General features: G+C 71.9%; 19 protein-coding genes. 10 read left to right on the plus strand and 9 right to left on the minus strand.

The annotated features are described in order from the left end of the window. Nucleotides 1–174: 174 nt before the first annotated feature. The gene (locus JT362_RS01670; RefSeq protein ID WP_260189182.1) at nucleotides 175–1011 is read left to right on the plus strand and encodes an alpha/beta fold hydrolase; all 837 of its coding nucleotides are present in this window, start codon (nucleotides 175–177) and stop codon (nucleotides 1009–1011) included. A gap of 13 nt (nucleotides 1012–1024) precedes the next feature. On the opposite strand, the gene JT362_RS01675 is transcribed toward JT362_RS01670, so the two are convergent. Then, a complete protein-coding gene (locus JT362_RS01675; protein ID WP_260189183.1) occupies nucleotides 1025–1720 on the minus strand; it encodes a TetR/AcrR family transcriptional regulator in 696 nt (231 codons plus the stop codon). Between the two features lie 107 nt (nucleotides 1721–1827). Here JT362_RS01675 and JT362_RS01680 point away from each other — a divergent pair, with 107 nt between their 5' ends. The 3 genes from JT362_RS01680 to JT362_RS01690 are packed head-to-tail and all read left to right on the plus strand — an operon-like array spanning nucleotide 1828 to nucleotide 5587. Beyond that, entirely contained in the window at nucleotides 1828–2439 is a 612-nt protein-coding gene (locus JT362_RS01680; protein ID WP_311202653.1) for a (2Fe-2S)-binding protein, read from the plus strand. Next, nucleotides 2436–3419, plus strand: a complete 984-nt coding sequence (locus tag JT362_RS01685; RefSeq protein ID WP_260189184.1) for an FAD binding domain-containing protein — start codon at nucleotides 2436–2438, stop codon at nucleotides 3417–3419. Before JT362_RS01680 ends, JT362_RS01685 begins: the two co-directional genes overlap by 4 nt. Then, complete coding sequence (locus JT362_RS01690) at nucleotides 3416–5587, plus strand: xanthine dehydrogenase family protein molybdopterin-binding subunit (RefSeq protein WP_260189185.1); 2172 nt, start codon at nucleotides 3416–3418, stop codon at nucleotides 5585–5587. The genes JT362_RS01685 and JT362_RS01690 overlap by 4 nt, the downstream gene beginning before the upstream one ends. Before the next feature lie 12 nt (nucleotides 5588–5599). On the opposite strand, the gene JT362_RS01695 is transcribed toward JT362_RS01690, so the two are convergent. Genes JT362_RS01695 through JT362_RS01710 form a run of 4 tightly spaced genes read right to left on the minus strand, consistent with a single transcriptional unit; the run spans nucleotide 5600 to nucleotide 10770 of the window. After that, nucleotides 5600–7669, minus strand: a complete 2070-nt coding sequence (locus JT362_RS01695; RefSeq protein ID WP_260189186.1) for a glycoside hydrolase family 36 protein — start codon at nucleotides 7667–7669, stop codon at nucleotides 5600–5602. 1 nt (nucleotide 7670) lies between these two features. After that, complete coding sequence (locus JT362_RS01700) at nucleotides 7671–8606, minus strand: DMT family transporter (protein WP_260189187.1); 936 nt, start codon at nucleotides 8604–8606, stop codon at nucleotides 7671–7673. Further along, a complete protein-coding gene (locus JT362_RS01705) occupies nucleotides 8593–9591 on the minus strand; it encodes an N-acetylglucosamine kinase (RefSeq protein ID WP_260189188.1) in 999 nt (332 codons plus the stop codon). The genes JT362_RS01700 and JT362_RS01705 overlap by 14 nt, the downstream gene beginning before the upstream one ends. 36 nt (nucleotides 9592–9627) lie before the next feature. Further along, a complete protein-coding gene (locus JT362_RS01710; protein ID WP_260189189.1) occupies nucleotides 9628–10770 on the minus strand; it encodes an SIS domain-containing protein in 1143 nt (380 codons plus the stop codon). 143 nt (nucleotides 10771–10913) lie between these two features. On the opposite strand from JT362_RS01710, the gene JT362_RS01715 reads away from it, so the two are divergent. Further along, a complete protein-coding gene (locus JT362_RS01715) occupies nucleotides 10914–11699 on the plus strand; it encodes a GntR family transcriptional regulator (RefSeq protein ID WP_260189190.1) in 786 nt (261 codons plus the stop codon). Between the two features lie 51 nt (nucleotides 11700–11750). After that, nucleotides 11751–11978, plus strand: coding sequence for a hypothetical protein (locus tag JT362_RS01720; protein ID WP_260189191.1), 228 nt, complete (start codon nucleotides 11751–11753; stop codon nucleotides 11976–11978). Between the two features lie 12 nt (nucleotides 11979–11990). Here the strand turns inward: JT362_RS01720 and JT362_RS01725 are convergent, their stop codons facing one another. The 4 genes from JT362_RS01725 to JT362_RS01740 form a co-directional block, all read right to left on the minus strand. After that, the gene (locus JT362_RS01725) at nucleotides 11991–12635 is read right to left on the minus strand and encodes a trimeric intracellular cation channel family protein (protein WP_260189192.1); all 645 of its coding nucleotides are present in this window, start codon (nucleotides 12633–12635) and stop codon (nucleotides 11991–11993) included. A gap of 82 nt (nucleotides 12636–12717) precedes the next feature. Beyond that, nucleotides 12718–19554, minus strand: coding sequence for a metallophosphoesterase (locus JT362_RS01730; protein WP_260189193.1), 6837 nt, complete (start codon nucleotides 19552–19554; stop codon nucleotides 12718–12720). A gap of 227 nt (nucleotides 19555–19781) precedes the next feature. After that, a complete protein-coding gene (locus JT362_RS01735; protein WP_260189194.1) occupies nucleotides 19782–20777 on the minus strand; it encodes a DUF4034 domain-containing protein in 996 nt (331 codons plus the stop codon). Beyond that, a complete protein-coding gene (locus tag JT362_RS01740) occupies nucleotides 20716–22395 on the minus strand; it encodes a M48 family metallopeptidase (RefSeq protein WP_260189195.1) in 1680 nt (559 codons plus the stop codon). The genes JT362_RS01735 and JT362_RS01740 overlap by 62 nt, the downstream gene beginning before the upstream one ends. A gap of 158 nt (nucleotides 22396–22553) precedes the next feature. Between JT362_RS01740 and JT362_RS01745 the strand changes: the two genes are divergently transcribed. Genes JT362_RS01745 through JT362_RS01760 form a run of 4 tightly spaced genes read left to right on the plus strand, consistent with a single transcriptional unit; the run spans nucleotide 22554 to nucleotide 26531 of the window. Beyond that, nucleotides 22554–23423, plus strand: a complete 870-nt coding sequence (locus JT362_RS01745) for a MurR/RpiR family transcriptional regulator (protein ID WP_260189196.1) — start codon at nucleotides 22554–22556, stop codon at nucleotides 23421–23423. Then, nucleotides 23401–23985, plus strand: coding sequence for a tripartite tricarboxylate transporter TctB family protein (locus JT362_RS01750; RefSeq protein WP_260189197.1), 585 nt, complete (start codon nucleotides 23401–23403; stop codon nucleotides 23983–23985). Before JT362_RS01745 ends, JT362_RS01750 begins: the two co-directional genes overlap by 23 nt. A 24-nt stretch (nucleotides 23986–24009) precedes the next feature. Then, entirely contained in the window at nucleotides 24010–25533 is a 1524-nt protein-coding gene (locus JT362_RS01755) for a tripartite tricarboxylate transporter permease (protein WP_260189198.1), read from the plus strand. Further along, nucleotides 25530–26531: a tripartite tricarboxylate transporter substrate binding protein gene (locus tag JT362_RS01760; RefSeq protein ID WP_260189199.1), complete on the plus strand. Its 1002-nt coding sequence runs from the start codon at nucleotides 25530–25532 to the stop codon at nucleotides 26529–26531. Before JT362_RS01755 ends, JT362_RS01760 begins: the two co-directional genes overlap by 4 nt. The last annotated feature ends 9 nt before the right edge of the window (nucleotides 26532–26540 follow it).

Below are 26540 nucleotides of genomic sequence, written 5' to 3' on the forward strand. Positions count from 1 at the left end.
CCGCGCCGGCGTTCGGGCGTTCAACCTGGGTCGACATGGTTGACCAAGCTAACTCACGACGCCGCGGGGGGCGGCGGCGGGCGACCCGGCCAGGTTTCTTGCCGCACGGGCTCCGGGTGCGCTATAGGTTGAGGCGACGGGAAGTGCGGGCGACCCTGGTAGGCCGAGGTTCCCATGCCATCACTGGTGCTGGTTCACGGTTTCTGGCACGGCTCCTGGTGCTGGAGCCAGGTCCTCGCCCACGTGGTGGCCACCGGTCACCGGGCCGTCGCGGTCGACCTCGCCGGGCACGGGCTGTATGCCCGCCGCCCACGCTGGTTCACCGCACGGCGGTACGACGCGGCGGCGGTCGACACCGAGGTGTCACCGCTGGCCGGGGTGAGCCTGGACGACGCGGCCGCGTTGTTGACCTCGCAGCTCGGGCTGGTCGGGGGTGGCGAGCCGGTCACGGTGGTCGCGCACAGTGCGGCTGGTCCCGTGCTGACGCGGGTGGCCCAGCGGAGGCCGGACCTCGTCGCGCATGCGGTGTACGTCTCGGCCTACATGCCGGCGTCGGAGGTGCCCGCGGCGGCCTACACGCGGGTACCCGAGGCCGCCGACGGCCGGGTCGCCCCGTTGTTGCGCGGCGACCCCGCCCGGACCGGCGCGCTGCGGCTGGACCTCGCCACCGACGACGCCGACTACCGGAAGCGGCTCCGGGAGGCGTTCTACGGCGACGTGAACCCGGCCCTCGCCGAGGCCGCCACCGGCCTGCTGACGCCGGACGGGCCGATGGGCGTCATGCTCGGCACCACCACCCTCACCCGCGACGGCTGGGGGTCCGTGCCGCGCACCTACCTGGTCTGCACCGGCGATGTGGCGCTCGGACCGGCGCTGCAGACGAGGTTCGTCGCCGAGGCCGACGCGGCCTTCCCGGACAACCCGACCTGCACCGTCAAGCTCGACGCGTCCCACTCGCCGTTCCTGTCCGTGCCTGAGGAGCTGGCCGACGTCCTGGCCTCTCTCGGCTGACCCGGACCGGCGGTCAGGCGTCGTCGGAGGCGAGTTTGGCCAGCAGCTCCAGCAGGATGCCGTGTTCGCCCGGCGTCAGGGCGGCCGTGTCGCGCACGGACAGGGTCGCCAGCAGGGTGCGGGCCAGCTCGGGGACGGCGGTCGCGGCGTCGCCCGGCACCTCGGACTCGTGGAGCACCGCGGCGTACACGGCGTCGCGCATGCGGTCCGCCAGTCCCGCGGTTCGTGGGCCCTCAGGCGTGGACAGCAGGCTGAGGGTGGTGCCGACGGAGGCGGTGTGGATCATCGTGGCGGCCTGTTCCGGGGGCATCCGGAGGCGGCCCGCCTCGGCCAGGCGTTCGAGGATGCCGACGAGGATGCGGTCGCCCTCGCGGGCCGCCGGTCGTTCCTCGGCGTTCGGGGTGCCGTACATCAGGCGGTAGAACGCGGGGTGTTCCAGGCCGAAACCGACGTGGTCCGCCCAGCCTCGGCGGAGGTCGGCGAGGGGGTCCGCCGACGGCTCGCGGCTGCGCTTGGTCTCGAGGTAGCGCCGGAAGCCGTCCGCCGCGACGGCCTCGAGCAGGGCCTTCTTGTCGCCGAAGTGGTGGTAGACGGTCGGTGCGGTGATCCCGGCCGCCTGGCACACGTCCCTGATCGAGAACCGCTCCGCGCCGGTGTGTTCCAGCAGCTTGGCGGCGGCGTCGAGGATCTCCTGCCGGGTGTCGGTCATGTAGTGACCATATAGAACCCCCTTGCCTTCGCTGTAACCGTGTTATATACCTAACGACGATATAGCGATTCATGTAACGGCGATACCCCAGTCGGCAGGAGACGTCGGTGACAGACGAACCAGCACCCGAGAGTTCGGCGCACACGCGCCGTACCGTCCTGAAGTCCACCGCGGCGGCCGCGGCCGGAACGGTCGTCGCCTCCCACCACACCTCCGTCGCCTCGGCCGAGACCGCGCACACGGGCGGGGCGCGGACGCGGGTCACCCTGTCGGTCAACGGGGAGCGGCACCGGATCGCGATCGAACCGAGGGTGACGCTGCTCGACGCGCTGCGGGACCGGCTCGGCCTCACCGGCACCAAGAAGGGCTGCGACCGGGGCGAGTGCGGCGCGTGCACGGTGCTGGCCGACGGCGAGCGGATCAAGTCCTGCCTGACCCTGGCCGTGATGCGGCAGGGCGCCGAGATCACCACCGTGGAAGGGCTGACCAGGGGCGACGACCTGCACCCGGTGCAGGAGGCCTTCATCCGGCACGACGCGTTCCAGTGCGGTGCCTGCACCCCCGGCCAGATCATGTCCGCCGTGGCCTGCATCGACGAGGGCCACGCGGGCTCCGAGGCGGAGATCCGCGAGTGGATGAGCGGCAACCTCTGCCGCTGCGCGGCCTACCAGAACATCGTGGCCGCCGTCGCCGACGCGGCCGAGGAGGGGCGGCGATGAGGAACTTCGGCTACACGGTCGCGCGGACACCGGCGGACGCGGTGCGCACCGCCGCCGGCATCGCGAACTCGACGTTCGTGGCGGGCGGGACGGACCTGCTGAACCTGATGCGGGACGGCGCGGAGACCCACGACCACCTGGTGGACCTGAACCGGCTCGACCTGGACGACGTCACCCTCGACGGGCAGACGTTGCGGATCGGGGCGCTGGCCAGGATGCGCGGCGTCGCCGAGCATCCCCGGGTGCGGCGCGAGTTCCCGGTGCTGTCCGAGGCGCTGCTCGCCTCGGCGTCCCCGCAGGTGCGCAACATGGCCTCGATCGGCGGGAACCTGTCGCAGCGGACCAGGTGCGGGTACTTCCGCGACCCGGGATCGGCGTGCAACAAGCGTGACCCAGGGAGCGGCTGCCCGGCGGTCACCGGACGCAACCGCGGTCACGCGATCCTCGGCGGCGGCGACCACTGCATCGCCACCCATCCCTCGGACCTCGCGGTGGCGCTGACCGCGCTGGACGCGACAGTGCGCCTGCTCGGCCCGGACGGCGCCCGGTCGGTCCCGATCGCCGACTTCTACCTCCTCCCGGGAACCACCCCGGACCGGGAGACCGCGGCGCGTCCGGGCGAGCTGATCACCCGGGTGGACGTGCCGCGCACCCGGGTCGCCGCCGACTCGCGGTACCTGAAGCTGCGCGACCGGGCCACCTTCGAGTTCGCCGTCGTGTCGGTGGCGGCGGCGCTGCGGACGAGGGGCCGCGTCGTGCGGGACGTGCGGCTGGCGTTCGGTGGCATCGGTACCCGCCCATGGCGGGACACCCGGGTCGAGGCCGCTCTGCTCGGCCGGCCGCTGACCGAGGCGGCGATCGGCGAGGCGGGGCGCGTTCTGGTGCGGGACGCCGATCCGCGCACGGAGAACGGGTTCAAGGTCGAGCTCGTCCAGCGCGCGCTGGCGAGCGTCCTCAACGAGCTGGGAGGCAAGCGATGACCGGGCTGGTCGGTCGGGGTGTGGCGCGGGTGGACGGCCGGGCGAAGGTCACCGGCGCGGCCCGCTACGCCGCGGACCACGAGATCCCCGGAATGCTGCACGGCCACCTGGTGCTCAGCACGGTGGCGCGCGGGGAGATCACCGAACTGGACACGAGCGCGGCGCTGGCGCTGCCCGGCGTCGTCGCGGTGCTCACCCACCGGGACCTGCCGCCGCTGCGGGTGCCGTCCTTCCCGTACCTCAAGGGTTTCGTGCCGATGCAGGACACCCGGGTACACCACAGCGGCCAGCCGGTCGCCCACGTGGTGGCCGAAACCCCGGAACAGGCGCGGGAGGCGGCGAACCTGGTGCGGGTGCGGTACCGCGCCGAGCGGCCGACCGCGCACCTCGCCCACGCGCTCGACGAGGCGTTCCTGCCGCCGCTGTTCCGGGACGAGCCGAACGAGTTCGTCCGGGGTGACGCCGGCGCGGCGCTCGAGGCGGCGGCGGTGCGCGTCGAGCAGGACTACAGCAGCCCGATGATGCACCACAACCCGATCGAGCCGCACAGCTCCACCGCGGTCTGGGACGGGAACTCGCTGACGCTGTACGAGAGCGCGCAGGGCATCGTCTTCACCCGCCGGGTCGTGTCGATCGCGTTCGACCTGCCGGAGGCGAACATCCGGATCATCTCCCCCTACCTCGGCGGTGGCTTCGGCGCCAAGGGCCCCACCTGGTCGCACACGCTGCTCAACGCGGCGGTCGCGCGGGAGGTCGGCCGGCCGGTGCGGGTCACGCTGACCCGCGCGCAGATGTACACGATGAACGGCCACCGCGCCGAGTACCGCAGGAACCTGCGGCTCGGCGCCACCCGGGAGGGCAGGCTGACCGCGATCGTCGACACCAGCACGGCCCAGCTGACCCGCACCGACCACGGTGTCTACAACACCAGCGAGTCCACGCTCCGCCTGTACGACTGCCCGAACGTCCACGTGCGACAGCTGGGGGTCCGGCTGGACCTGCCGTCGTCGAGCTACATGCGCTCACCGGAGACGACCGCCCACTTCGGACTCGAGACCGCGCTGGACGAGCTGGCCCACGAACTCGGCGTCGATCCGGTGGAACTCCGGATCCGCAACCACGCCTCGGCCGACCCGCACTCCGGCGAACCGTACTCCAGCAAGCACCTGCTGGACTGCTACCGGATCGCGGCCAGGGCGTTCGGCTGGGCGCGGCGGGACCCGCGGCCGGGGTCCATGCGGGACGGCAACGTCCGCGTCGGCTGGGGCATGGCCACCGAGACGCACACGTTCTCCGCGATCCAGTCCAACGTCGAACTCACCGTCGACGTGGACGGGCGGGCGACGCTGCGCGCCGCCACCCAGGAGATCGGCACCGGCACGTACACGGTGATCACCCAGGTCGCCGCCGACGAGCTCGGCATGCCGCTCGAACACGTCACGACGCTGCTCGGCGACACGGCCTACCCCGACGCGGCCCTGTCCGCCGCGTCGGCGACGGTCGCCAGCGTGATCGGCCCGGTGTCCCAGGCGGCGCAGGACGCCCGGAAGGCCGTGATCGCGCTCGCCGTCGCCGACCCGCGCTCCCCGCTGCACGGGGTGCCGGCCGAGGACGTGGTGGCCGAACGCGGGTACCTGTTCGCCCGAGGCGACCGCGGCCGCCGGGACAGCTACCGCGGCGCCCTGGCCCGCCACGGCCGCCCGGTCATCGTGACCGGCAGCCGGCTGAACAGCTCTGGGCACTCGTACGGCGCGGTGTTCGTCGAGGTCCGGTTCGATCCGCGACTCGCGACCCTGCGGGTGAGCCGGGTGGTCACCGCCTACGACCCGGGCCGGGTGCTCAACCACCGGACCGCGCACGGGCAGGTGATCGGCGGCGTGACCTGGGGCATCGGCTTCGCGTTGATGGAGCACACGATGGTGGACCCGCACACGGCCCGGGTCGTCAACCCGAACCTGTCCACCTACCTGGTGCCGGTCTCCGCCGACACACCCTCGGTGGAGTCGTTCTTCGTGGACCGGCCGGACAAGGGCAGCACCGCGCTCGGCGCCCGCGGCTTCGGCGAGACCCCGGGAACCGGGGTGCCCGCCGCGATCGGCAACGCGATCTTCCACGCCACGGGCCGCCGACTACGCGACGTCCCGTTCACCAGGGACAAGCTGCTGTGACCGTCCGGTAGGTCACCCGACGGGTTCGGCCACGATGAGCTGGAACCGCTCGAAGGTCAGCTTCACGGTGTTGTGCCGGGCGTCGACGGTGCCGAGCGAGGCGTCGGTGAACGGGTCGGTCAGGCGGTACCTGCCCCGGCCAAGACCGCGCAGTTCGACCTCGCCGTCCCACTGGTCGGCGTAGAACGCGTAGTGCAGGGCGCGGTCCTTGGCCACGACGTGGGCTTCGGGCTTGTCGAAGCCGATGTCGTACAGCTCGCCCCGGTACTCGCCGGTGGACAGCATGTTCTTCCGGTACAGGTCCACCCACTTGCGCCAGCGCACCTCCTTCTCCGGGGTGAGCACGTACGGGTCGTCCGGTGACGCCGCCGGGTAGGTGAACTTGGTCGACAGCACCGCTCCGACGCCGTAGCTGGACGCGAAGTCGTCTCCCCCGTCGCTCAGCTCGACGTGGTCGCCGGAGTAGCTGCTGCCCGCACCCATCAGCGCCTTCATCGTCTTGCCCTTGGTGCGGACCTGGTACGACGACAGCGGATCCGAGGACGGGTACTGGTCGACATAGGGCAGGTTGTGGAAGGCGAACGCCGTACCGCACGGACACAACTCGACGACGGCGTTCCGGTCCGCCTCGTGCACGGCCTCGTACACCAGCTTCCAGAACCGGGCCACGCCCTCGGTCGACTCCTCCGGCCGGGCGTGACCGTGCGCGGGGTTGTGGCAGGGCACGACGGCGTTGAGGTGCTGGCCGTCGATCTTGAGGCCTTCGTAGCCCCAGTCGCGGATGAACGTCCTGGCCTGCCGGACGAAGTGGTCGATCGTGGGCTGGTACGCCGGGCACAGGGTCCAGGCGTCCCACCAGGTCACCTTCTGCTTCTCGCCCTCGCTGTCCAGCAGCAGCATGTCCGGGCGCTCCCGGTACAGGTCGCTGTGCGGATCGGCCGCCAGCGGTGCCCACCACAGCCGCGGACGCAGACCGGCGTCCCGGATCTGCTTGGTGAAGGCCCGCATGTCCTGCTCGCCGCGCGGGAACTTCTCCTCGTTGATGTCCCAGTCGCCCTCGTTGGTCTGCCAGCCGTCGTCGAGCACGGCCCATTCGAGGCCGACCGCACGCACCTTGGGCAGCGTGCCGACGACCTGCTCGACGGTGAAGTCGCGTTCGTAGCCCCAGGCGCACCAGATCGGGGCCACCGCGGACCTCGGGGACTCGGGGGCGCGCTGGTCGATGTCGGCCATGTACTGCCGATAACGCTGGAGCGGCACGAAGTGGTCCCGATGGCCGGCCGTGAGGAATGTGGTGTCGGTGGTGAGCCGCCGGCCCGGGCGCAGCGTAAGACGGGTGTCGCCCTCGACGGCGATGCTGGCGCCGGCGGCCGTCCGGCGCACGGGCATCCGCAGGATCCGCGCCACCGGTTCGACGTGCCCGACGGACAGGCCGGCGCCCCGGCGCCAGACGGTCGCCAGCGGAGTGCCGCCGCCGTAGTCGGAGGACACCATGCCCAGCGAGTTCTCCTGGGCGAAGTCGTCGGTCACCGGCTGCACCCAGTCGCGGCGGTCCTCGTGGGTGGTGCCGGAGAAGGTGTAGAAGCCGCCCTGCCGTTCCAGCAGCTCGTGTGCGCCGTTGCGCCAGCCGGTCACGTTCAGCTCGTCGCCGGACAGGTTGGTGTAGGTCACCGTCATCACGATCATGCCGGGCAGGCGCCGGTACGAGGTCAGCTCGACGGTCTTGCGCACGCGGTCGGCGGAGTCGCCCCGGATCGTCACCCGGACCGCGGCGCCGTGCCGGGGGTGCCAGGTCCGGTGGGTCCGGTGGCCGCGGTAGCTGAACGCGTCGATCGTGGTGTCGCCGAGTAACAGGGCCTCGCTCGCGTCGAAGCGCGTGACGGCCGTGCCCTCCAGGGCGACCCGGCTGCGCAGCTGGTCGTCGAACTCCAGGGTGATGGAGGTGTCGCCGACGCCGACGAGGTCGGGCTCGTGATCCGGGGTCGCGGCCGCTGCCCCGGCGCCGGTCAGGGCCGGAAAAGCGGCCAGGCCGGCTCCGCCGAGCGCCACCTTCAGTACGGTTCGCCGGTTCAAGTCGGCCATGTCAGGCTCCCTTCGTTGTCGCCGGATACGTCTCGCCGGGCACGTCCGCCAGTTCGTCCGCGCCCTTCCGCTCGTCGCTGTAGATCATCAGGGTCGAGCCGCCGATCGCGAGCACGATGCCGATCGCGGCGTAGATCGACGGCAGGGTCTGGTAGATGGCCAGGGAGAGAACGACGGTGAGCACCGGGGCCAGTGCGTTCGTCGTCGGCGCGACGATCGTCGCCTTGCCCCGGCTCAGTGCCATGACCAGGAACAGCGCGCCGATCGCGTTCAGCACCTGCGTCCCGGCGGTGAGCGCGGGCGCCTGCCAGGGGAAGCCGCCGGGGAACCCGCCCATCATCAGGAGCGCCACCGGGATCAGCAGCAGTCCGCTGATGGTCATGTAGGCGAAGGTCGTCCCGTCGTTGACGCCGACCGTGGCGGCCTTCTTCATGTAGTAGGCCTGGACGCCCCAGGCGACGAGGATGCCGATCGCCAGCAGCAGCCAGGGGCCGGTGGAGACGTCGCCGCTCACGTCCGAGACGTTGAACAGCACGAGTGCCGCCAGCGCGGCGAGCAGCCCGATCACCGACAGCGTCGTGAGTCGCTCGCGGAGCATGGCGATGGCCATCAACGCGGTGACGGCCGGGGACAGCGCGATGATCGGGAAGATCAGGTAGGCGGGGCCGATGGTGAGCGCCTGGAAGAGGGCCAGTTGGCCGCCCGCCCCGGTCAGTCCGACGATCAGCCCGTAGAAGGCGGCGATGGGCCGGCGGTCGAAGGTGACGCCACGGAGACCGAAGTAGGCGGGGATGAGCATGGTCAGTGCCCAGATGATGTAGACCATCTCGTCCGGGTAGCCGTACTCGGAGGTCGGCAGGCTGGACAGCGCGCCCCACGTGCCCCAGAAGGCCACCAACAGGCCGGCATAGACTATCCAGCTTCTACTGTTCTTCATCGTCTTCTCCCAACGACGGGCTGGGTGCGGATCGCAGGCGCAGCAGCGCGGTGTCGCCGAGCGGTTCGGCGCTCAGCTTCGCGGCGTAGATCGCGGCGCCGATGTGGGGTGGGTGGAGCGGGTCGCGCGGTTCGTACGCGGCGTGCCGCCCTTCGAGTTCCTTGTGGAAGGTGTCCACGATGGACGATCCGGCGGTGAACACGCCGCCGGAGTGGGAGACCGGCACCGGCCGGTCATCGGGGAAGCCGAGCCGCACACGGGCGGTGTCCACCGTGTCGACCAGTTCCCGCGCGGCCTCGGCGAGGATCTCGCCGGCGTGCCGGTCGCCCTGATCGGCCGCGGCGACGACCACCCGGCTGAGCGCGGCGATCCGGCTGCGGTCGCCCTGCCAGCGGTTGAGCACCACGTCGACCAGGTCGAGGTCGTCGTGCAGGTCGAGGTGCTCGCGGACCAGGGTGTGCAGCGGGCCGGGGGCGAGGCGTCCGTCGCTCATCTTCGAGAAGCGGGCGAGCCCGCGGATCCCGATCCAGTAGGCGGAGCCCTCGTCGCCGAACAGCTCTCCCCAGCCGCCGACGCGGGCGGTGCGGCCGTCGTGCTCGCCGTAGGCGATGGACCCGGTGCCGCTGACGACGTTGATCCCGTCGGCGCCACCGAGCGAGCCGGCCCAGCCGCAGACCATGTCGTTGCCGCAGGTGTAGCGGTCGTGGCCGAGGGCGTCGCGGGCGGCCGTCTGGAGGGTGGGGATGTCGCCGCTGGCCTCGCCGTAGGTTGGCAGCCCGAAGAAGGCGTGCCGGACGCCGTCGGGCGTCGTGCCGGCCTCGGCGCACAGTGCCGCGACGCCGTCGCGGAGGACGCGGCCGACGAGGTCGATGCCGACCGAGAAGTAGTCGGTGGACGGACCCCGTACCTGCGCGGCCACCTCCCCGCCCTCGGTCACGAGGCAGAAGGCGGTCTTCGTGCCGCCCCCGTCGACTCCGAGGAACATGGTCACTCCCCTCCCGCGGACACGAGGTCGGCCGGCTCAGTCGAGTGGATGGATGGTGACGCCTCGCACCACACGGTTCACCTCCTGCGCGGGGAACGGGTTGTCCGGCGTGTGTCCGAGGTGGAGGGAGGCGTGCAGCGCGATCGTCTGCGGGAAGAGGGCGTAACAGAGCGCCGACGTCGCGTCGTCCAACCCGTCGAGCCCTGGCAGGTGCCAGAGCGACGAACCGTCCACAGCGGACAGTGCGACGACCTCGGCCGGCGCGGCCGCGCGGCGCAGCTCGTCGACCAGGTCGAGGTCGTAGCGCCGGGTGTAGGGGTCGCTGGAGACGTAGACCACGGCGAGCGTGCGGTCGTTCAGCACGGCCTTGGGCCCGTGCCGGAAGCCGAGGGACGACTCGGCGTGCGTCTGCACCTGGCCCGCGGTCAGCTCGAGCAGCTTGAGCGCCGACTCGCGGGCGAGGCTCCGCAGCGGGCCGCTGCCGAGGTAGACGAAGCGCTCGTAGCCCGCCGTGACCAGCGACCGTGCCCGGTCGGCGATGCCGGGCAGCGCGCGCTCGGCGGCGGTGGCGAGCTGGTGGACGGTCTCGTCGGCCGTGCCGCCGGTGAGCACGAGCTGGATGGCGAGCGCCATGCTCGTGAAGCTCGACGTCATCGCGAAGCCCTGGTCGTTGGCGGCGGCGGGCATCAGGAGCACCAGCGAGGACGGCGCGTCCGCGTGCTCCCGGGCCAGCTGGCCATCGGGGTTGCAGGTGACGACGAGGTGGTGGCACTCGGTCAGCACCTGGTCCGCGAGCCGGGTGGCGGCGATCGCCTCCGGGCTGTCCCCCGAGCGGGAGAGCGAGACCAGCAGCGTCGGCACGTCGTCGCCGAAGCAGCCGTGCGGGTCGGCGACCAGGTCCGTGCTGGCGACGGGCTCGACGCGGTGGCCGAGCCGGCGGCGCAGGGCCGGCGCCACCACCTCGCCGGCGTACGCGGACGTGCCGGCGCCGGCGAGCACGATCCGCAGGTCGCGGCGGTCGAGCAGCGGGCGGAGGAAGGCGGCGTGGTCCTCGGCGAGGGTCGAGGCCGTCTTCGCGACCTCGCGCCAGAGGGCGGGCTGTTGGGCGATCTCGCGGGCGGTCCAGCCCGCTCCTCGGCTGTCGAACTCGCCGGGTGAGTAGCCCAGGATCTGCTCCATGGAGATCGCGTTCCTCCTCGCCGCACTGCGGGATGGTCTACTCGGCGAACGTAAGCGGTATGAAAGTGGCTTGTCAATGGGCCACATCCGGTATGACCTGGTTCTCCGTGAGTGACCGAACGGACAACCGGTATGGTTCTGGTATGACCGTTGCGAGGACGCCGCTCCCCCGTGGCCTGTTCGCCGACGACGCGCTTCCGCTGTACGAGCGCACCGCCGCGCAGCTGCTCGACGACCTGCGCGCCACCTCGGCCCGGGCCGGCGACCGGCTGCCGTCCGAGCGGGCGCTGGCGACCCGGTACGGGGTGTCCCGGGTGACGCTGCGGGCCGCCCTCGCCGAGCTGGAGGCGCGTGGTTTCGTGCGGCCGACGTCGTCGCGCGGGTGGTTCGTCGTCGAGCTCGACCAGACCGCCGAACCGCCGGTGGCACCCGCCGCGACCCCCCAGGTCCAGGGCTTCGCCGACTACGCCCAGGTCAACGGGTTGACGGCGAGCAGCCGCGTGCTCTCCGCGACAGTTCGCCCGGCGACGGTGCCCGAGTCCGAACACCTCCGCGTCGCCCCCGGCGCCGACCTGTTCGACCTGCACCGGCTGCGGTTCCTCGACGACCTGGTGGTCGTGCTCGAGCACAACCGGCTGCCGCTGACGGTCTGCCCGGCCCTGGCCGACACCGACTTCAACGCCGCCTCGCTGTACGCGACCCTGCGTGCGGCGGACCCGCCGCAGCTGCCCAGGGTCGCCGACTACTCGGTCGAGGCCCGCCACCCGACGCCGAGGGAGATGGAGCTGCTCGAGACCGGCGACACGATGCCGATGCTCGTCGCGACCCAGCTGACGTTCAACCAGGAGGACCGGCCGATCGAGCTGACCGTCCAGGTCTACCGGGGGGACCGCTACCGGTTCCGGGCCTCCATCACCAACCCGAGCTGATCCCCTCCGCGTGGCATGATGATCATCGATATCGACCGGAGGGAAACCACAGTGAAGCGAGTTCTGACCACGGGTGCGGTCGCGTCGGCCGCGCTCGGCATGCTGCTGGCCGGGGCGGGCACGGCGTCCGCGCAGGACCCGTACGCCAAGTACGCCACCGAGTCCGCGTGCTCGACCGCGGGCTTCCAGTACGTGCTGTCCGGCAAGGCGACCCGGTACGACTGCACCGGCCCGCACGCCGGCCCGGCGAGCCAGAAGTACTGGCTCTACCTGCTCTGATCGCGCGTCGGGTCACCGCTCGCCCGGCAGGCCGCGGTCGCCGGGCGGGCGCGGCGCGTTCAGCTTGAGGACGACACCGAGCATCCGGATCGCGAAGCAGATCGCGGCCGCGACCAGCGCCGCCGGCAGCCCGTAGATCCCCAGGTGGATGGCGGCGACCGTGAGCGCCGCGGCGACCAGGGCCGGGATCGCGTACAGGTCGCTGCGCAACACGGTCGGAACCTGCCGGACCAGGGTGTCCCGGATCGTCCCCCCGCCCACCCCGGTCACGGCGCCCAGGATGATCGCCGGACCCACCCCGAGCCCGAACGCGACGGCCTTGCTGGCCCCGATCACCGCGAACACGCTCAACCCGATCGCGTCCAGCACGTTGATCGGTGTCTCCAGCCGGTCCAGCCACTGGCTGAGCGCGAACGCCACCAGCCCACCCGCCACGGCCAGCGCCAGATACCGCCAGTCCCGGAAGGTGGCCGGCGGCACGTCGCCGACCAGCACGTCGCGGATGATCCCCCCACCCATCGCGGTGATCACCCCGAGCGTGACCACCCCGACGATGTCGAGCTGGGCGGCCCGCACCGCGGTCAGCGCACCGTTCAGCCCGAAGGCGAAGGTGCCGACCAGGTCCAGCACCAGCAACAACGGCAGTTCGGTCGTCATGGCCATCGGTCACCCCTCCGGATCGCTCCGGCACAGCATCGCGTCGCGGCGAGACCCGGAGGGGGTTGACACGCCCGGTGGCTCAACCGCCGCCGCGGTTGCCCGGGGCGCCAGGACGGCCGGGGCCCGGTCGGCCGGTAACCACGAATGGCGCCGACGGCTCCGACCACTCCGACCACTCGCCGCCGCCCTCGGCGCGGACGAAGGCCCGGTACCGGCGGGGGCGGACGTCCTCGAACACCGCCGAGAGCCGGTCGGGGCCGACCGTGGTCGAGGCCGCCCGGCGTCCGGCGCTGTCGCGCAGCACCACCTCGTACCGTTCGACCCGGCCGCCCGTCTCCGGCGCGGACCAGGTGACCGTCACCGTCTGCCCGTCCACCCGACCGACGACGTCGGTGGGTGCGCCGGGCACCGCCGGGACCTCGACGGAGAAGACCTTCGGAGCGCTGCGGGTCACGTTGCCCGCCGCGTCCTCGAGCACGACGTACCACTCGTACGCGACCCCCGGCGACACGCGGGTCATCGTCACGCTCACCGGGTCGTCGCCAGTCGTCCGCCGAGTGTCGCCGACCTGCGTTGGCGTGCCGGCGGCGACGGTGAACGAGCTGGTGGTGAGCGTCCGCGTGGTGCGGCCGCCGAGGTCGAGCTCGAGCACGTAGTTCTCGGTGTCGTGGCCGTGCAGGCCGGGCACCGCACCCGGAGCGAGGTCGTGGTGCCACGGCCCGTCCGAGGAGGTCGCGTCGAGCAGCGGCGAGTAGGTGTTGAAGTACATCAGCCCGTTCTCGGCGTCGACGCTGACGTGCTTGAGGAACTCCTGCCCGCCGTAGACGCGGCCCTGGTAGTCGGTGAGGACCCCGTAGGAGGTGCCGCCGGGCGCGTTCTCCGTCGCCGCCACGCCGGTTCCGGTGACGTGGCCGCCGAGCGTCAGCACGACGTTGCCGTACGGCTTGACGAGCTGGTCGAGCACGTGCGGGTTCGACCAGTTGTTCGCGCCGAGGTTCACCGAGTTGTGGATGGCCAGGATGACCGTCGAGTCCGGGTGGGACTCGATGACGTCCTTGGCCCACGCGATCGCCGGCTCGTCGCCGTTGTCGATCGAGAAGTACCCGACGGTGAGGAACAGCAGCTTCGCGCCGTGCACCTCGCCCTCGTAGAAGTAGTTGTCGATGTCGTGGCTGCCGCCGAAGGTGAACGGGCTGCCATCGAGGCTCGCGGCCAACCGCTCCATCGGGTAGTACTCCGGCAGCAGCACGCGGTTGTTCCTGGCGTCGTCGTAGTCGTGGTTGCCCCAGGAGATCAGGTACGGGATCTCCGCGTCCTCCCAGGCCCGGACCGCCGGCTCGGCGTTCGCGAACTGGTACTCCTGGGACAGGTATGGCCGGTTCACCAGGTCGCCTGCCTGCACGACGATCTCGGTCTTGCGCTTCTTCGCGACGTCGGCGACGTACTCGAACTGGTCGACCATCAGCTCGGGCGTCGCCTGCGCGTACAGCTGGGTGTCCGGCACGTGGTCGAACGCCCAGTCGTAGTCGCCCGCGTCCGGCAGCGCGGTGAAGTCGTGGTCGTCGCCGGTCGGCATCTCGGTGAGGCCGCGCCAGACGAGGATGTGCATCCTGCGCTGCTCCACCGCGTGTTCGTCGGCCCGCGCGGTCACGTCGAGGGTCACCTCGCCGCCCTCGGCGTTCGACCCGGAGTCCTTCAGCAGCCACCGGCCGGCGCCGTGGTCGTAGACCCAGGCCGACACCGTGCGGGTGTCGCCGGTACCGCGCCAGGTGACGTGGAACGACTTCGCCTCGGCCTGCCGGCCGGTGAGCGAGACCGCGTAGATCTGGAACGGGTTCTCGTCGTCGCCGACGGTCGTCGGCGACAGGTCACCGGTGGTCTCGCCGCTGGTCGGCGTGAGTGCCTCCGGCGTGCGGTCGGTCGTCGATCCGGTGCGCACGACCGTGTTCGACTCGTCCAGCGTGAGGAGTTCGTGGGCGTGGAACGTCGCGTCGACCACCTCGCGATCGCCGGTCCGCGGGGTCGCGGTCAGGGTCACGTCGCCGCCCGCGGCGCTGTCGGCGTCGTCGCTCAGCTCGGGTTGCGCGGGAGCGGAGGTGTCGGTGACGGTCAGGCGCGTCTCGGCCGAGGCCGTGCCGCCGTCCTCGGCGGTCGCGGTGAACGCCACCGTCCGCTCGCCGAGGGCGTTGACCGGCACCTCGACGGAGAACGCGCCCGCGGCGACGCTCGTGCCGAACACCTCCTCGCCCGCGACCGTCGCCACCAGGGTGGAGCGCTCGCTCACCGTGCCGGTGACCGGCACGAGACCGGCGTCGAGCTCGGTGCCGGCGGTCGGGGTGCCGATGACCAGCGACACGGGGTCCTCGGCCCGGTCGGCCAGCGCGCCGACGCGCACCGCGTCGCCGAAGAGGTTGTCGTAGCGGAACTTCTCGAAGTCGGGGGTGAACGCCTTCCCCGAGATCTGCACCTCGTCGATCGAGCCGGAGAACGGTGCCGCGAGGCTGCCGTCGGCGGTCGCGTAGTCGCCGATGGTCGTCGGCACGTCCGGGTCGGAGTAGGTGGTGCGGTACTCCAGGAACTGGCTGTGCACCTCCTGGCCGTCGACGAACACCGAGTAGGTCATCCCGTCGTAGGTCTGGGTGACCAGGTGCTGCTTCCCCGGGGCCGGCAGCTCGGCGCGCGGCCCGACGTCGAACGGGCTGAACTCGAAGCTGTTGCCGGCCAGGCGGTTGCCGAGCTGCTTCGTCTCGGGCACGACGCCCTGCCAGAACGTCGTCCGGCCGGTGCCGTCGGCGTTCTCCTTCGCCACCATCGGGCTGTTGCCGGTCAGCGCGGCGAGCTGGTCCTCGGTGAGGCTGTAGAGGGTGCTGACGGTGAACCGGTCGTGGTCGCCGCCGACGTCGCCGGGGTACTGGATCCGCGCGTCGCCGAACACCGATCCGGTGGTGCCCGCGCCGGTCGTCGTGGTCTCCAGCCGACCGCCGATCACCGTTCCGGTGTGCCGGCCCGTCGAGTCCGGGACGCGGTCGCCGCCCTCGCTCGCCGTGTCGAGGTGCTCGACGAGCGCGTACCCGTCGCTCCACACGTCGGCCGGGTCGTTGGTGTCGTCGCCGCCGCCGAAGTACGCCCAGACGGTGGTCGCCGACCGCGCCGGGAGCGCGGGCAGCTTCACCCAGAGGACGGACGTGCCGCCGGGTCGCCAGGTCTCCACCTCGTGGGACAGCGGGGCGCCGTTCTCACCGGCGACGGTGAGCTGGTCGGCGGCGACGTCGGGGGTCGCGTCGAGCGTGACGCGGACCGGGGTGTCGGTGAGGTCGCCGCGGGTGTCGTTGTTCACCGTGATCGGCTGCCGGAACTCGGCCTCGGCGTCGGCCCAGGCGATCGCCGAGCCGTCGGTGGTCACCAGGCCGCCGAGCTCGCGCAGGCGGTGTTCGAGCGCGGTGAGCTTGGCCAGGTTCGAGACCGCGGTGCGCTGCGCCTCGGTCAACGAGTCGACGTCGGCACGGGCGCGGGCGACCCGTTCGGCGTCCCCTCGGGTCACCTGCTCGACCGAGGGCAGCGCGTCGATCCTGGCGACGACCGGCGAGATCTGCCGGTCGATGCCGAAGCTCTCGAACACGCGCGGAGATCCCTCGTCGCGGATGTCGTAGAGGTCGACGGTCAGGCGGCCGTCGGTGACCGAGACGGCGGCGAAGTTCTCGGTGGCCCGCTCGCCGGTGCGCTCGAACAGATTGAGATAGGCCTCGAGGTCGATCCCGCCGCCGACCTCGGTCGCCTGCCGGTAGTGCTTGGCCCCGGCGGTGTTGGGCAGGAAGAAGATCGTGCCGTCGGGGTCGACGGAGTACTCGATCCGCTTGCCGTTGACGATCTCGGTGATCACCTCGGTCTCCGCCGGCCGTGCGCCCTCGACGCCGTTCGGGTCGGAGACCAGGGCCTTGGTGCGGCTGATCACGTGGTCGTGGCCCTGCAGCACGAGGTCGATGTCCAGCTCGTCGACGAGCGGCACGAGCACGTCGCGCATGGCGATGATCTCGCGGTCGTCGAGGTGGGTCGCCGTGGTGTAGGCGCCCTTGTGCATGCTGAGGATGATCCAGTCGGCGCCGTTCTTCCTGGCCTGGCGGACGTCGGTTCGCAGCCAGTCCAGCTGCGCGTCGGACACCGCCTGGTCCGGGTCCTCGTTGGTGTTCAGCACCGCGAAGTGGGCGTCGTTGTAGTCGAACGAGTAGTACGCCCCGTGGGCGGTGTCCTGCCTGTTCGGGGTGGCGAGCGAGAAGTGGTCGACGAACGCGTCCTGCGCCTCGTCGTGGTTGCCGGCGGTCGGCGCGAAGGTCGTCGACAGCAGCGTCTCCTCCGCCGCGGTCATGATGTCGACCCAGTCCTGCTCGACACCACCGCGCTCGACGAGGTCGCCGCCGTGCAGGATGAACTCGGCGCCGGGCACGTACTCCAGCGACTTGGCCATGGTCGCGGCGGACAGCCCCGCCTCGTCCTCGTTCTGCGACTGGGTGTCGGTCAGGTCGACGAAGGTGAAGTCGTCCTCGCCGTCGCTGGTCTGGAAGGTGCCGGTCGGGCTCCAGATCTGCGCGTCCGGGCTGCCGAGCCGGTAGTAGTACCGCGTCTCCGGGTCGAGTCCGGTCGCGACCGCCTTGAGCAGCTGCTCACCCGAGCGGCTGCGCGACGCCTCGGCCGGGAACTCCAGCGTCTCGCCGTCCGGAAACTCGCGGTCCGCGCTCACCCGCACGACCGCGTCGCCATCGACCGAGGAGTACCAGCTGAAGCCGCGCCGGGTCTTGCTGTCGCCGTGGAACGTGGTCGCGATCCGGTTCGGCGCCTGGTCGTCGGTGACGAACTTCGGCACCGGGTGCCCGAGGGCGGCGTCGAACGTCCAGTCCGAGCCGAAGTCCCAGTCGACGCCCTCGTAGGTGGCCTGCTCGCCGAGTGCGGCGGCGGTCGTGTCCGCGCCGTTCTGGTCGTCCGCCCGACCGGTGACCGTCGCGCCGCCGACCCGGATGGTGTCGAGGGCGAGGTTGTCGGCCAGCGAGGCGACCCGGTAGGGGTCCCCGCCGACGTAGCCGAGGATCCGGCCGGCGAAGTTCGCGGTCTCGCCCTCGTAGGCGATGCCACCCGCGAAGGCCACGTTGCGTTCCACGACGATCTCGTTGCCGTTGCCCGGATACGCGACCACGAGGGCGGCGTTCACCCCGCGCACCCCGCCGGGCTGGTCGACGGAGAGCTCGGCGGCGACGAGGTTCTCGGTGACCTCGGTCGTGCCCGTCGCGTACGCCACGACACCCGCCGGCATCTTGTCGGCGCTCATCGACCCGTCGACCCAGTTGTTGCGGATCGTGCTGGCACCGTGCGCCTCCGCGGTGATGCCGGCGACCTTCTCCGCGGCCCGCGCGGTGAGCCGGGCGTCGACGACGCTCACGCCCTCGACGGTGCTGTCCCGGAGGACGACCGCGACGGCGGCGACGAAGCCGGTGCCCTCCCCCGCGTCGGCGGTGACGCCGGCGAGCGTCAGGTCGCGGATCGCGGCGCCGTTCGCCGTGCGGATCAGGCCGAGCCGGTCGGCGTGCTCGGCGCCCGCGGTGCTCGGCGCGTAGCTGAGCCCGGTGATCGTGTGGCCGGCGCCGTCCAACTCGCCCTCGAACAGGTCGATGCCTCCGAACGGCTCCCGGCCGGTGAAGTCGAGGTCGGTGGTCAGCCGGTAGGAGCGGTCGCCGGTGTACTTCGGGTTGCCCGTGTTGAGCTCGGTCGCGAGGAACTCCAGGTCCGCCTCGCTGCCGAGTTCGTAGGGCACCTCGGGCGTGCCGGCGCCGAACAGGCTGTAGGCGTCGCTGGGCACCGGGTGCCCGAGCGTGTCGTCCCACTGCCACTCGTTGCGGAAGTCGAAGCCGAGGGCCTCGTAGGTGGCCTGCTGGGCGAGCTTCGCGGCGGTGACGTCCGTGCCGTGCTGGTTGCGGACGCCGGGGCCGGTGACGGTGGCGCCGCCGACGGTGATCGCGGCGTTCGCGAGGTTGTTCTCGGCGGTCCAGCCCCCGTAGGCGGTGTAGCCGACGATGCGGCCGAGGAACCCGTCGACGCGGCCCTCCCCGGTGATCGACCCGGAGAGGGCGACGTTGCCGGTGAACGTGCCGCTGTTCGGGGTGCCGGGGTAGGCGACGACGAACCCGGCGTTGTTGCCCTTGGTGCCGTCCGCGCCGCCACCGGTGCGCATGGTGAGGTCGACGGCGACGAGGTTGTTGGCGAAGAGGGTGTCGCCCTTCGCGTAGGCGGCGAGGCCGCCGGGCATCTCGTTGGCCGTGATGTCGCCGGTCACCCGGTTGTCGGTCACGGTGCCGCCGTTCAGCTCGGCGAGCAGCCCGCCCGCCTTCTCCGCGCCCGCCGCGGTGAGGTCGGCGTCGAGGACGCTGGTGCCGGTGATCGTCGCGTTCACGCCGTAGACGACCAGCCCGGACACGAAGCCCGCGTCGTCGCCGTTGTCGGCGACCGGCCGTTCGACGACGAGGTCGCGGATGGTGCCGTCGGTCAGGTCGCGCACCAGGGCGCGGGTGTTCCGGTTGGTCTGCCCGTCGTCCGGATGGGTGCCGTAGACGATGTCGCTGATCGTGTGGCCCGCGCCGTCGAGGGTTCCGGTGAGCGTGTTGATACCGGGGAACTCGGCGCCGCCGAAGTCGATGTCGGCGGTCAGCACGTAGCTCGCCGAGGCGTACGACCCCGGGTCCTCGTTGATCGCGGTCGCGGCCGCGAGCAGGTCGTCGCGGGTGGCGATCCGGTACGGGTCGCGGTTGCTGCCGGACCCGTCCAGCTCCAGTTCGGCGGCCGAGGCGGTCGGGGTGACGCCGACGACGATGAGCCCGAGTACGGCCAGAACCGTGACTAACGGACGGACGAGACGGTCGGAACGGGTGGGCATGACCATCCAGGAGGTAGTCGGTCGCGTCGCGACCCGGAGACAAGGGCCTCCACAGACAAGTTGTCCACTGTGAACCGGCGCGAGCGGGACGGTGAACGTCGGCGCTACCGCTGGTGAACGTCGGTCAGGTGGCGGACTCCCCCGTCCTGATGTCCTCGCCGCTGCGCCAGAACTGTGTGCGGGCCCACAGGCCGAAGACGGTCCACCAGCACCCGTCCGGTCGGGGTTCAGGCCGTGCAGGCGCGCCTGCGGCAGCTGTCGAAGACGTCGACGGCGTTGTCGCCGAAGTCCTCCCAAGGCCGGCCGGACGCGTCGGTGCCCAGCTGGGTGAACAGTGGCACGGCCTCGGCGCCCCGGTCGGCGCTCACCAGGCCGTACGCCGCCCAGCGCTTGTCGCTGTTCGCGTACACCCCACCGCCGCCCGCCGGAGTGGCCAGCCAGCGCTGGATCACGTCGAGCGCGCGGTGGACCCTCTGGTCCTTCCAGATCTTCTCGTTGTAGTCCTCGTAGTCGTACGCGGCCTGGACGACCAGGAAGGCGAGCGACGGGGACGCGGCGGCGGCCCGCTCGGCGAAGGCGAACAACGCGTCGTACGAGCCGGGCCCGTCCGGTGACAGGTACATCAGCGCGAACTCGTGTCCGGTGCGGTGCAGCGGGTCGCGGGCCTGCAGCTCACGCCAGATCGTGCCGAACGCGTTGTTGTCGTACCCCCGGCCACGCGCGAGCGTGACCAGCGTGCACCACGGGGTCGGGTCGTCCGGCGCCAGCTCGGTCGCCTTCAACGCCGCCGCCTCGGACCGCAGCACCATCTGGTTGAACGCGTCGTGCTGGTCGGCCCGCGTCTGCTCGCCCGGCCTGTTGCCGCGCAGTTTCCAGGCCAGCCAGAAGAGCCCGTGCGCCTCGACGACCGCCAGGTGCCGGTCGCCACCGGTCTGGGCGCGCCACGCCTCGAGCCAGGTGCCGTCGTCGGCGGCGGCCTCGCCGAGGGCGTGCACCGCGGCGGCGCGCATCGCCCAGTCGCCGTAGGAGCGGTTGAGCAGTTCGGCGGCCGGGCGCCAGTCGCGGGCTCTCGCCGCGGCGACCGCCGAGGCGATCACCGGGACCGGCCTGCTGAGGTCGGTGCTCAGCGCGTTCTTGGGCGGCATCCCCCACCGGGTGACGTCAACGGCCGGCAGGTCGGGTAGGCCGGGCACCATCTCGGCCGGGTTGACCGTGGGGTCCACCTGGTGGATCAACGCGATCAGGTCCTCGTGGGGCGCGCCCTCGATGTACGCCTTGACCGACAGGCCATGGCGCTTCGCCTCCTTGCGGAATGCCATCAGGACGCGAGTCCTCGTTCCGAGTAGCAGTGCCACGATGTCCTTGCCTTCCGTGTGGTCGTCCCGCCGAGTCCAGTAGTGCGCGCAGGCCGGCCGTGTCGGGCCGGTCGGCGACCGCCGCGTCGACCAGGTCCGGCAGCGGAACCCGGTACCGCTCGTCCAGGCGCATCTCGCCGACGGACGGCCACGACTCCCGCCACACGACGGCGCCCGCGTCGGTGAGGGTCGTGACGACCGCGCCGAACAGTCCTTCCCGGACGATCAGCCTGGCTCGCTCGCGACGAACCCTGGGGGCCTCGGGCTGATCCGTCGGACACAGCTCGGTCAGCAGGCCGGCGTCGAGCGCGTCGAGCAGCGTGTGCGGGGACGGCGGTCGCCCGGTCAGCCGGGCCGCGGTGGCCAGCACCTGGCCGGTGTGCTCGGTCAGCGAGGCGATGCCGCCGACGCGGACCAGGGTCGGCCAGTCGACGCGCCGCTTGGTGCGTGCCTCGGGCACCAGGGCGTCCAGGAGCGCGGCGTCGAGCAGCGGCAGCGGGTCGCGCAGCAGGCCGAGCGCGCTGCCGGCCGGAACCCGCATCGTGCCGGGGGCGCGCAGCGCGTCGATGGCCGCGATCCGCTCGCTCATCGGCGGGTGCGTGTCGTCCGGGTCCGCCTCGTGCGGCGGGTTGGCGCGCAGTTTGGCCAGCTCGTCGTGCAGCGAGGCACGCAGCCTGCCGTAGCCGCCGAACGGGTCGGCCGGCAGGTAGCCGGCGGCCCAGCCGGCGACCAGGTGGTTGTTCAGGAACGCGTCCCACGAGCCGGCGATCGGCGCCAGCTCACGGAAGGCCGCGACGGTGGCGGCCGAACCGACCGCGACGGCCGCCGCCTGGTCCGCCGCGATCTCCTGGCGCCTGCTCAGGGATCTGGACGCGCGCAGTGCCCGCGCGGCGGCGTGCCGGAGCAGGAAGTGCAGTGCCCGCTGGAGGTAGTCGTTCCGGTTCACCGTGTTCATGGTGTGCGCGAAGGCACGCCGGCTGCGGTAGGCGACACCGGCGAACCGGGTGTCCCGGTTGCTGTAGTGCGCGAGCTCGTGGGTCAGCACCGCGGCGAACTGGGCGGCGCTCAACCCGGCGAGCAGCGGGGCGCCGATGAACAGGTGTCGCCGGGTGGAGATCAGCCCGAGCAGCCGGGTGTCCTCCACGACCCCGGCGTTCGCCTCCGCGGTCAGGTGGATGTCGTCCGGCGGTGCGGTGCCGGCCGCGGCGGCGAACCGGCGGACCAGCGCCCACAGCTCCGGTTGCTCGTGCTCGCGCACCGGCACGCCGTGCACCGGGGTGTCGATCTTCGCGGCCAACACCCACAGGCCGCGGCCGAGCACCAGCACGGTCGGCACCACGCCGATCGCGATCTTCACCGCGGTGACCGGCGAGACGGTGAACGCGTAGACGTTGAACGCGACCAACGCGCCCATGACGAGCAGCATCGCCGCCGGAACGACGCTCACCAGCAGCACCCACGACACGGTGCGCGACAACAGTTTCACAGTGGCTCCTCCGCGGCCGCCGGCAGCGTGGCAGCGCCCGGTACACGGCCGGCACACGTGCGGAATACGAGCGGCGGCGCTCCTTGACGTGGCGCGCACCACCCACTTAACCTGTCGCCCTGCGCAGGGTTGCAGGATACCGCGAAGGGGCGGACACCATGAGCCTTCGGGACGTAGCTCGGCAGTTGGACGGCGTGTTGTCGGAGTCGAGCCGGCGCGCGCTCAACCTGCTGCTCGCCGACCCGCACGAGATGGCCAAGCTGTCGGCGGCCAAGGTCGCCGAGCGCCTGGGAGTGCACGAGACGACGGTGATCCGGCTGGCCCGCCAGCTCGGCTACAGCGGTTACCGGCAGCTGCGCGACGACCTCAACCGCAGCGCCGAGGACGACGCCCGCCGCGACCTCGCCGCGCTCACCAGTGCCGACCGGGCACGGTCCCGCGGCGAGACCGCGTACACGCTGGCGTCGCTGGTGAGCGACGAGGTGGCCGCCCTGCAGCGCCTCGTCCGGCTGGTCCCGCAGGAGCAGGTCGACGCGCTCGCGAGCGCGATCATCGCCGCCGGGCGCACCTACCTGTTCGGGCCGCCCTACGCGCGGTCCACGATGGAGATCCTCGAGCGCAGGCTGCGCAGGCTCGGCGTCGCCGTGGTCTCGCTGCCGATGAGCGGCAGGCTGCTGGCCGAGCACCTCACCGCGCTCGGCCAGAACGACCTGGTGCTCTCCTTCGTCTACCGCCTGCCCTCCCCCCGGCTGGACCGGATCAACGGGTACGCGGCCAGCGTGCGCGCCACCACCGCGGTGATCGCCGACGAGGACGGGCTGTCCTACCAGCCCCGGCCCGACCACCTGATCGTCGCGCCGCGCGGGCCGAGGGACAGCCAGCGGTCGCAGGTCGTGCCGATCGTGCTGTCCTACGCGCTGCAGGCCGCCCTGCACCACCTCGCCGCCGACCGGGTCGAGGACACGCTCCTGCTCCTCGACGACATCGCGAAGGTGGTGGGCGACGATGAGCCGTCCCACGGTGCCTGACGGTCCGGGCGCGGTCGAGTCGATCCGCGCGGCGATGGAGTCGGCGGAGCACCTCGACGAGCCGGCCCGGTGGAGTCCACGGGGGTTCCGCCTGGCCAACCTCCTCGGCGCGGGCGTGCTCACCGCGTTCTCGGCGTGGCTGCTCTTGGCCTCCCTGTCCTACGCGTTCCAGGTCGGCGGGCAGCCGGGGCCGGGGTTCTTCCCCCGGCTGGTCGCCGGTCTGCTGCTGGTACTCGGACTCGTGTGGTTCGGCACGACGCTGGTCCGCGCGCCGGACGTCACGGGGGTTTCCGAGGGACCGCCGGACCGGCCGACGCTCGTGCGGGTCGTGGCCGCGCTGGCCGTCGTGACCGCCGCGGCCTTCGCGCTGATGACGCTCGGCTACCCACTGACGATCGCGGCCGCGGTCGCCGCGCTGGCCCTGCTCGCCGCGGCCACCGTCCGGACCGCGGTGGTGACCGGGGTGCTGTTCGCCGTGACCTCGTTCCTGCTGGTCACCACGCTCCTCGGCATCCAGCTGCCGCTCGGCGTGCTCCGGCCGTTCCTGGTCTTCCTGCTCTGACCCGCCACCAAGAGGGATATCACCGTGGATACCTTCGCACAGCTGCTCGACGGCCTCGGCGCCGTCCTGCAACCGGGCAACCTCCTCTTCGCACTGGCGGGCTGCCTGATGGGCATGGTCGTCGGGATCCTGCCCGGCTTCGGCCCGCCCGCCGCGATGGCCCTGCTCCTGCCGGTGACCTACGTGGTCGGCCCGGTGCCGGGGATCATCATGATCGCGGCCATCCTGTACGGCGGCATGTACGGCGGCACGATCACCGCCGTGCTGATGAACGTCCCCGGTGAGCCGTCCTCGGTGGCGACCACACTGGACGGTTACCCGATGGCGAGACAGGGGCGCGGCGGCGTGGCGCTGGTGATCGCCGCCGCCGGGTCGTTCGTCGGCGCGACCATCGGCATCATCGGGATGGTCCTGGCCGCTCCGCTCGCCACCGCCGCGCTGTCACTCGGCGCGCGGGACTACTTCGCCGTCGCGGTGGCCGGGCTGGCGCTCGTCGTCGGGCTCGCGGGCCGGAGCCTGGTCAAGGGCCTGGCCTGCGCGGTGATCGGGCTCGTCATCGGACTGGTCGGGCTCGACCCCGTGCTCGGCACGCCCCGCTTCACCGGCGGCGTGCCAGAGCTGTTCGACGGGTTCGACATGATCGCGGTGGTCATGGGACTGTTCGGCCTCTCCGAGATGCTGGTGGGGCTGGAGAAACGGGTGACCGGCGGGCGGGTCGCCGAACTGGGGCGGATCGCGCCGACCCGCGAGGACTGGCGGCGCTCGGCCGGGCCGTCCCTGCGCGGCAGCGTCATCGGCTTCTTCGTCGGCCTGCTGCCCGGGTCGCCGGGCACGGCCGCCACGTTCAGCTCGTACGTGCTGGAGCAGCGACTGTCCAAACGGCACCGCAAGGAGTTCGGCTCCGGTGCGGTGGAAGGGGTAGCCGGTCCGGAGTCGGCCAACAACTCGCTCGGCATCGCCACGATGGTGCCGATGTTCACCCTCGGCATCCCGTCCTCGGTGACGATGGCGATCATGATGGGCGCGTTCGTCGTGCACGGCCTCACCCCGGGACCGCTGCTGTTCCGCGACCACCCGGACATCGCGTGGGCGATCATCGCCAGCCTGCTGGTGGGCAACGTGATCCTGCTGGTGCTGAACATCCCGCTGATCCGAGTGTGGCTGCTGATCCTGCGCATCCCGTTCCCGGTGCTGTTCCCGATCGTGGTCGGGCTGATGGTGCTGGGCTGCTACGTGGTCACCGGCACCGCGGCCAACATCCTCGTACTGGTCGGCGCCGGAGTACTGGGGTACTGCCTGCGCAAGCTCGACATCCCGTTGGCGCCGATCGCGCTGACCATGGTGCTCGGGCCGATTCTCGAGTCCAACCTGTCCCGCGCGTTGCTGCTGTCCGACGGCGACGTCACCACTCTGGTCGGCAGCCCGTTCTCGGCCACGCTGCTCGCGCTGGCCGTGGTGGCGGTGCTGGCCCCGGCGGTGCTGCGCACGGTGCGGCGGGCCCGTCCGGCCGCGCCGGAGACGACCGAACGACAGAAGGAGCCGCGATGAGGCGGATCGTCGCGTTGGTGCTCGCCGTCGTGCTGACCTGCGGCGGGTGTGCCGCGCTGCGGGGCAGCACCGTCGGCTACGGCGACCCGGCCGACTTCCCGCGGGACCAGCCGGTGACGATCCTGTTGCCGTTCACCGCGGGCGGCTCGTCGGACCTGCTGGTGCGGGCGCTGGCCCCGTTCCTCGCCGAGGAGCTGGGCGTCGAGGTGATCGTGGAGAACCGGGTGGGCGCCGGCGGCCAGGTGGCGATCACCCAGCTGTCGATCGCCCCCGCCGACGGGTACACCATCGGCCTGACGAACCTGCCGTCCACTTTGGCCTACCTCAACCCGGACAAGGTCGCCTCCTACGACCGGTCGAGCTTCACCCCCCTGGCCGGCGTCAACCGCTTCCGGGGCATGCTGACCGTCGCGGGCGACGGCGGGTGGCGGACGATGGCCGACCTCGTGCGGTCGGCGAAGGAGCGCCCCGGCGAGCTGACCGTCGGGGTGGACGGGCTGACCGGCGACGACCACATCGCCGCGCTCGAACTGGAGCATGCCATCGGCGCCGACCTGAAGATCGTGCCGTTCGACAGCGGCAGCGAGAAACTGATCGCGCTCGTCGGCGGCGAGGTCGACCTCTCGCTCGGCACCGTGCCCACGTTCGAGGCGCAGCTGTCCACCGGTGAGCTGCGGGCCCTCGCCGCGCTGGACGACGAGCCGATCCCCGGCTACGAGGACGTGCCGACCGCCATCGACGCCGGCTACGACCTCGTCTGGGACTCCTACAACGTGCTGTCCGCACCGGCCGGGCTCGATCCGGTCGTCGCCGACCGGTTGGAGTCGGCGATCGAGGCGGCGAGCGCGGCCGCCCTGGCGGATCCCGCCTTCGTCGACCAGATGGAAGCGGGCGGGTACGTGTTCGGGTTCCGGCCGGCCGACGAGGTCGCCGGTTTGTGGGCCGACCTCGAGGACAAGTGGGACGACCTCATCCCGCTCGCCCGCGCACAGTCATGATCTCTCCAC

Source organism: Actinophytocola gossypii, from assembly GCF_025165815.1.
GTDB classification, from domain to species: domain Bacteria; phylum Actinomycetota; class Actinomycetes; order Mycobacteriales; family Pseudonocardiaceae; genus Actinophytocola; species Actinophytocola gossypii.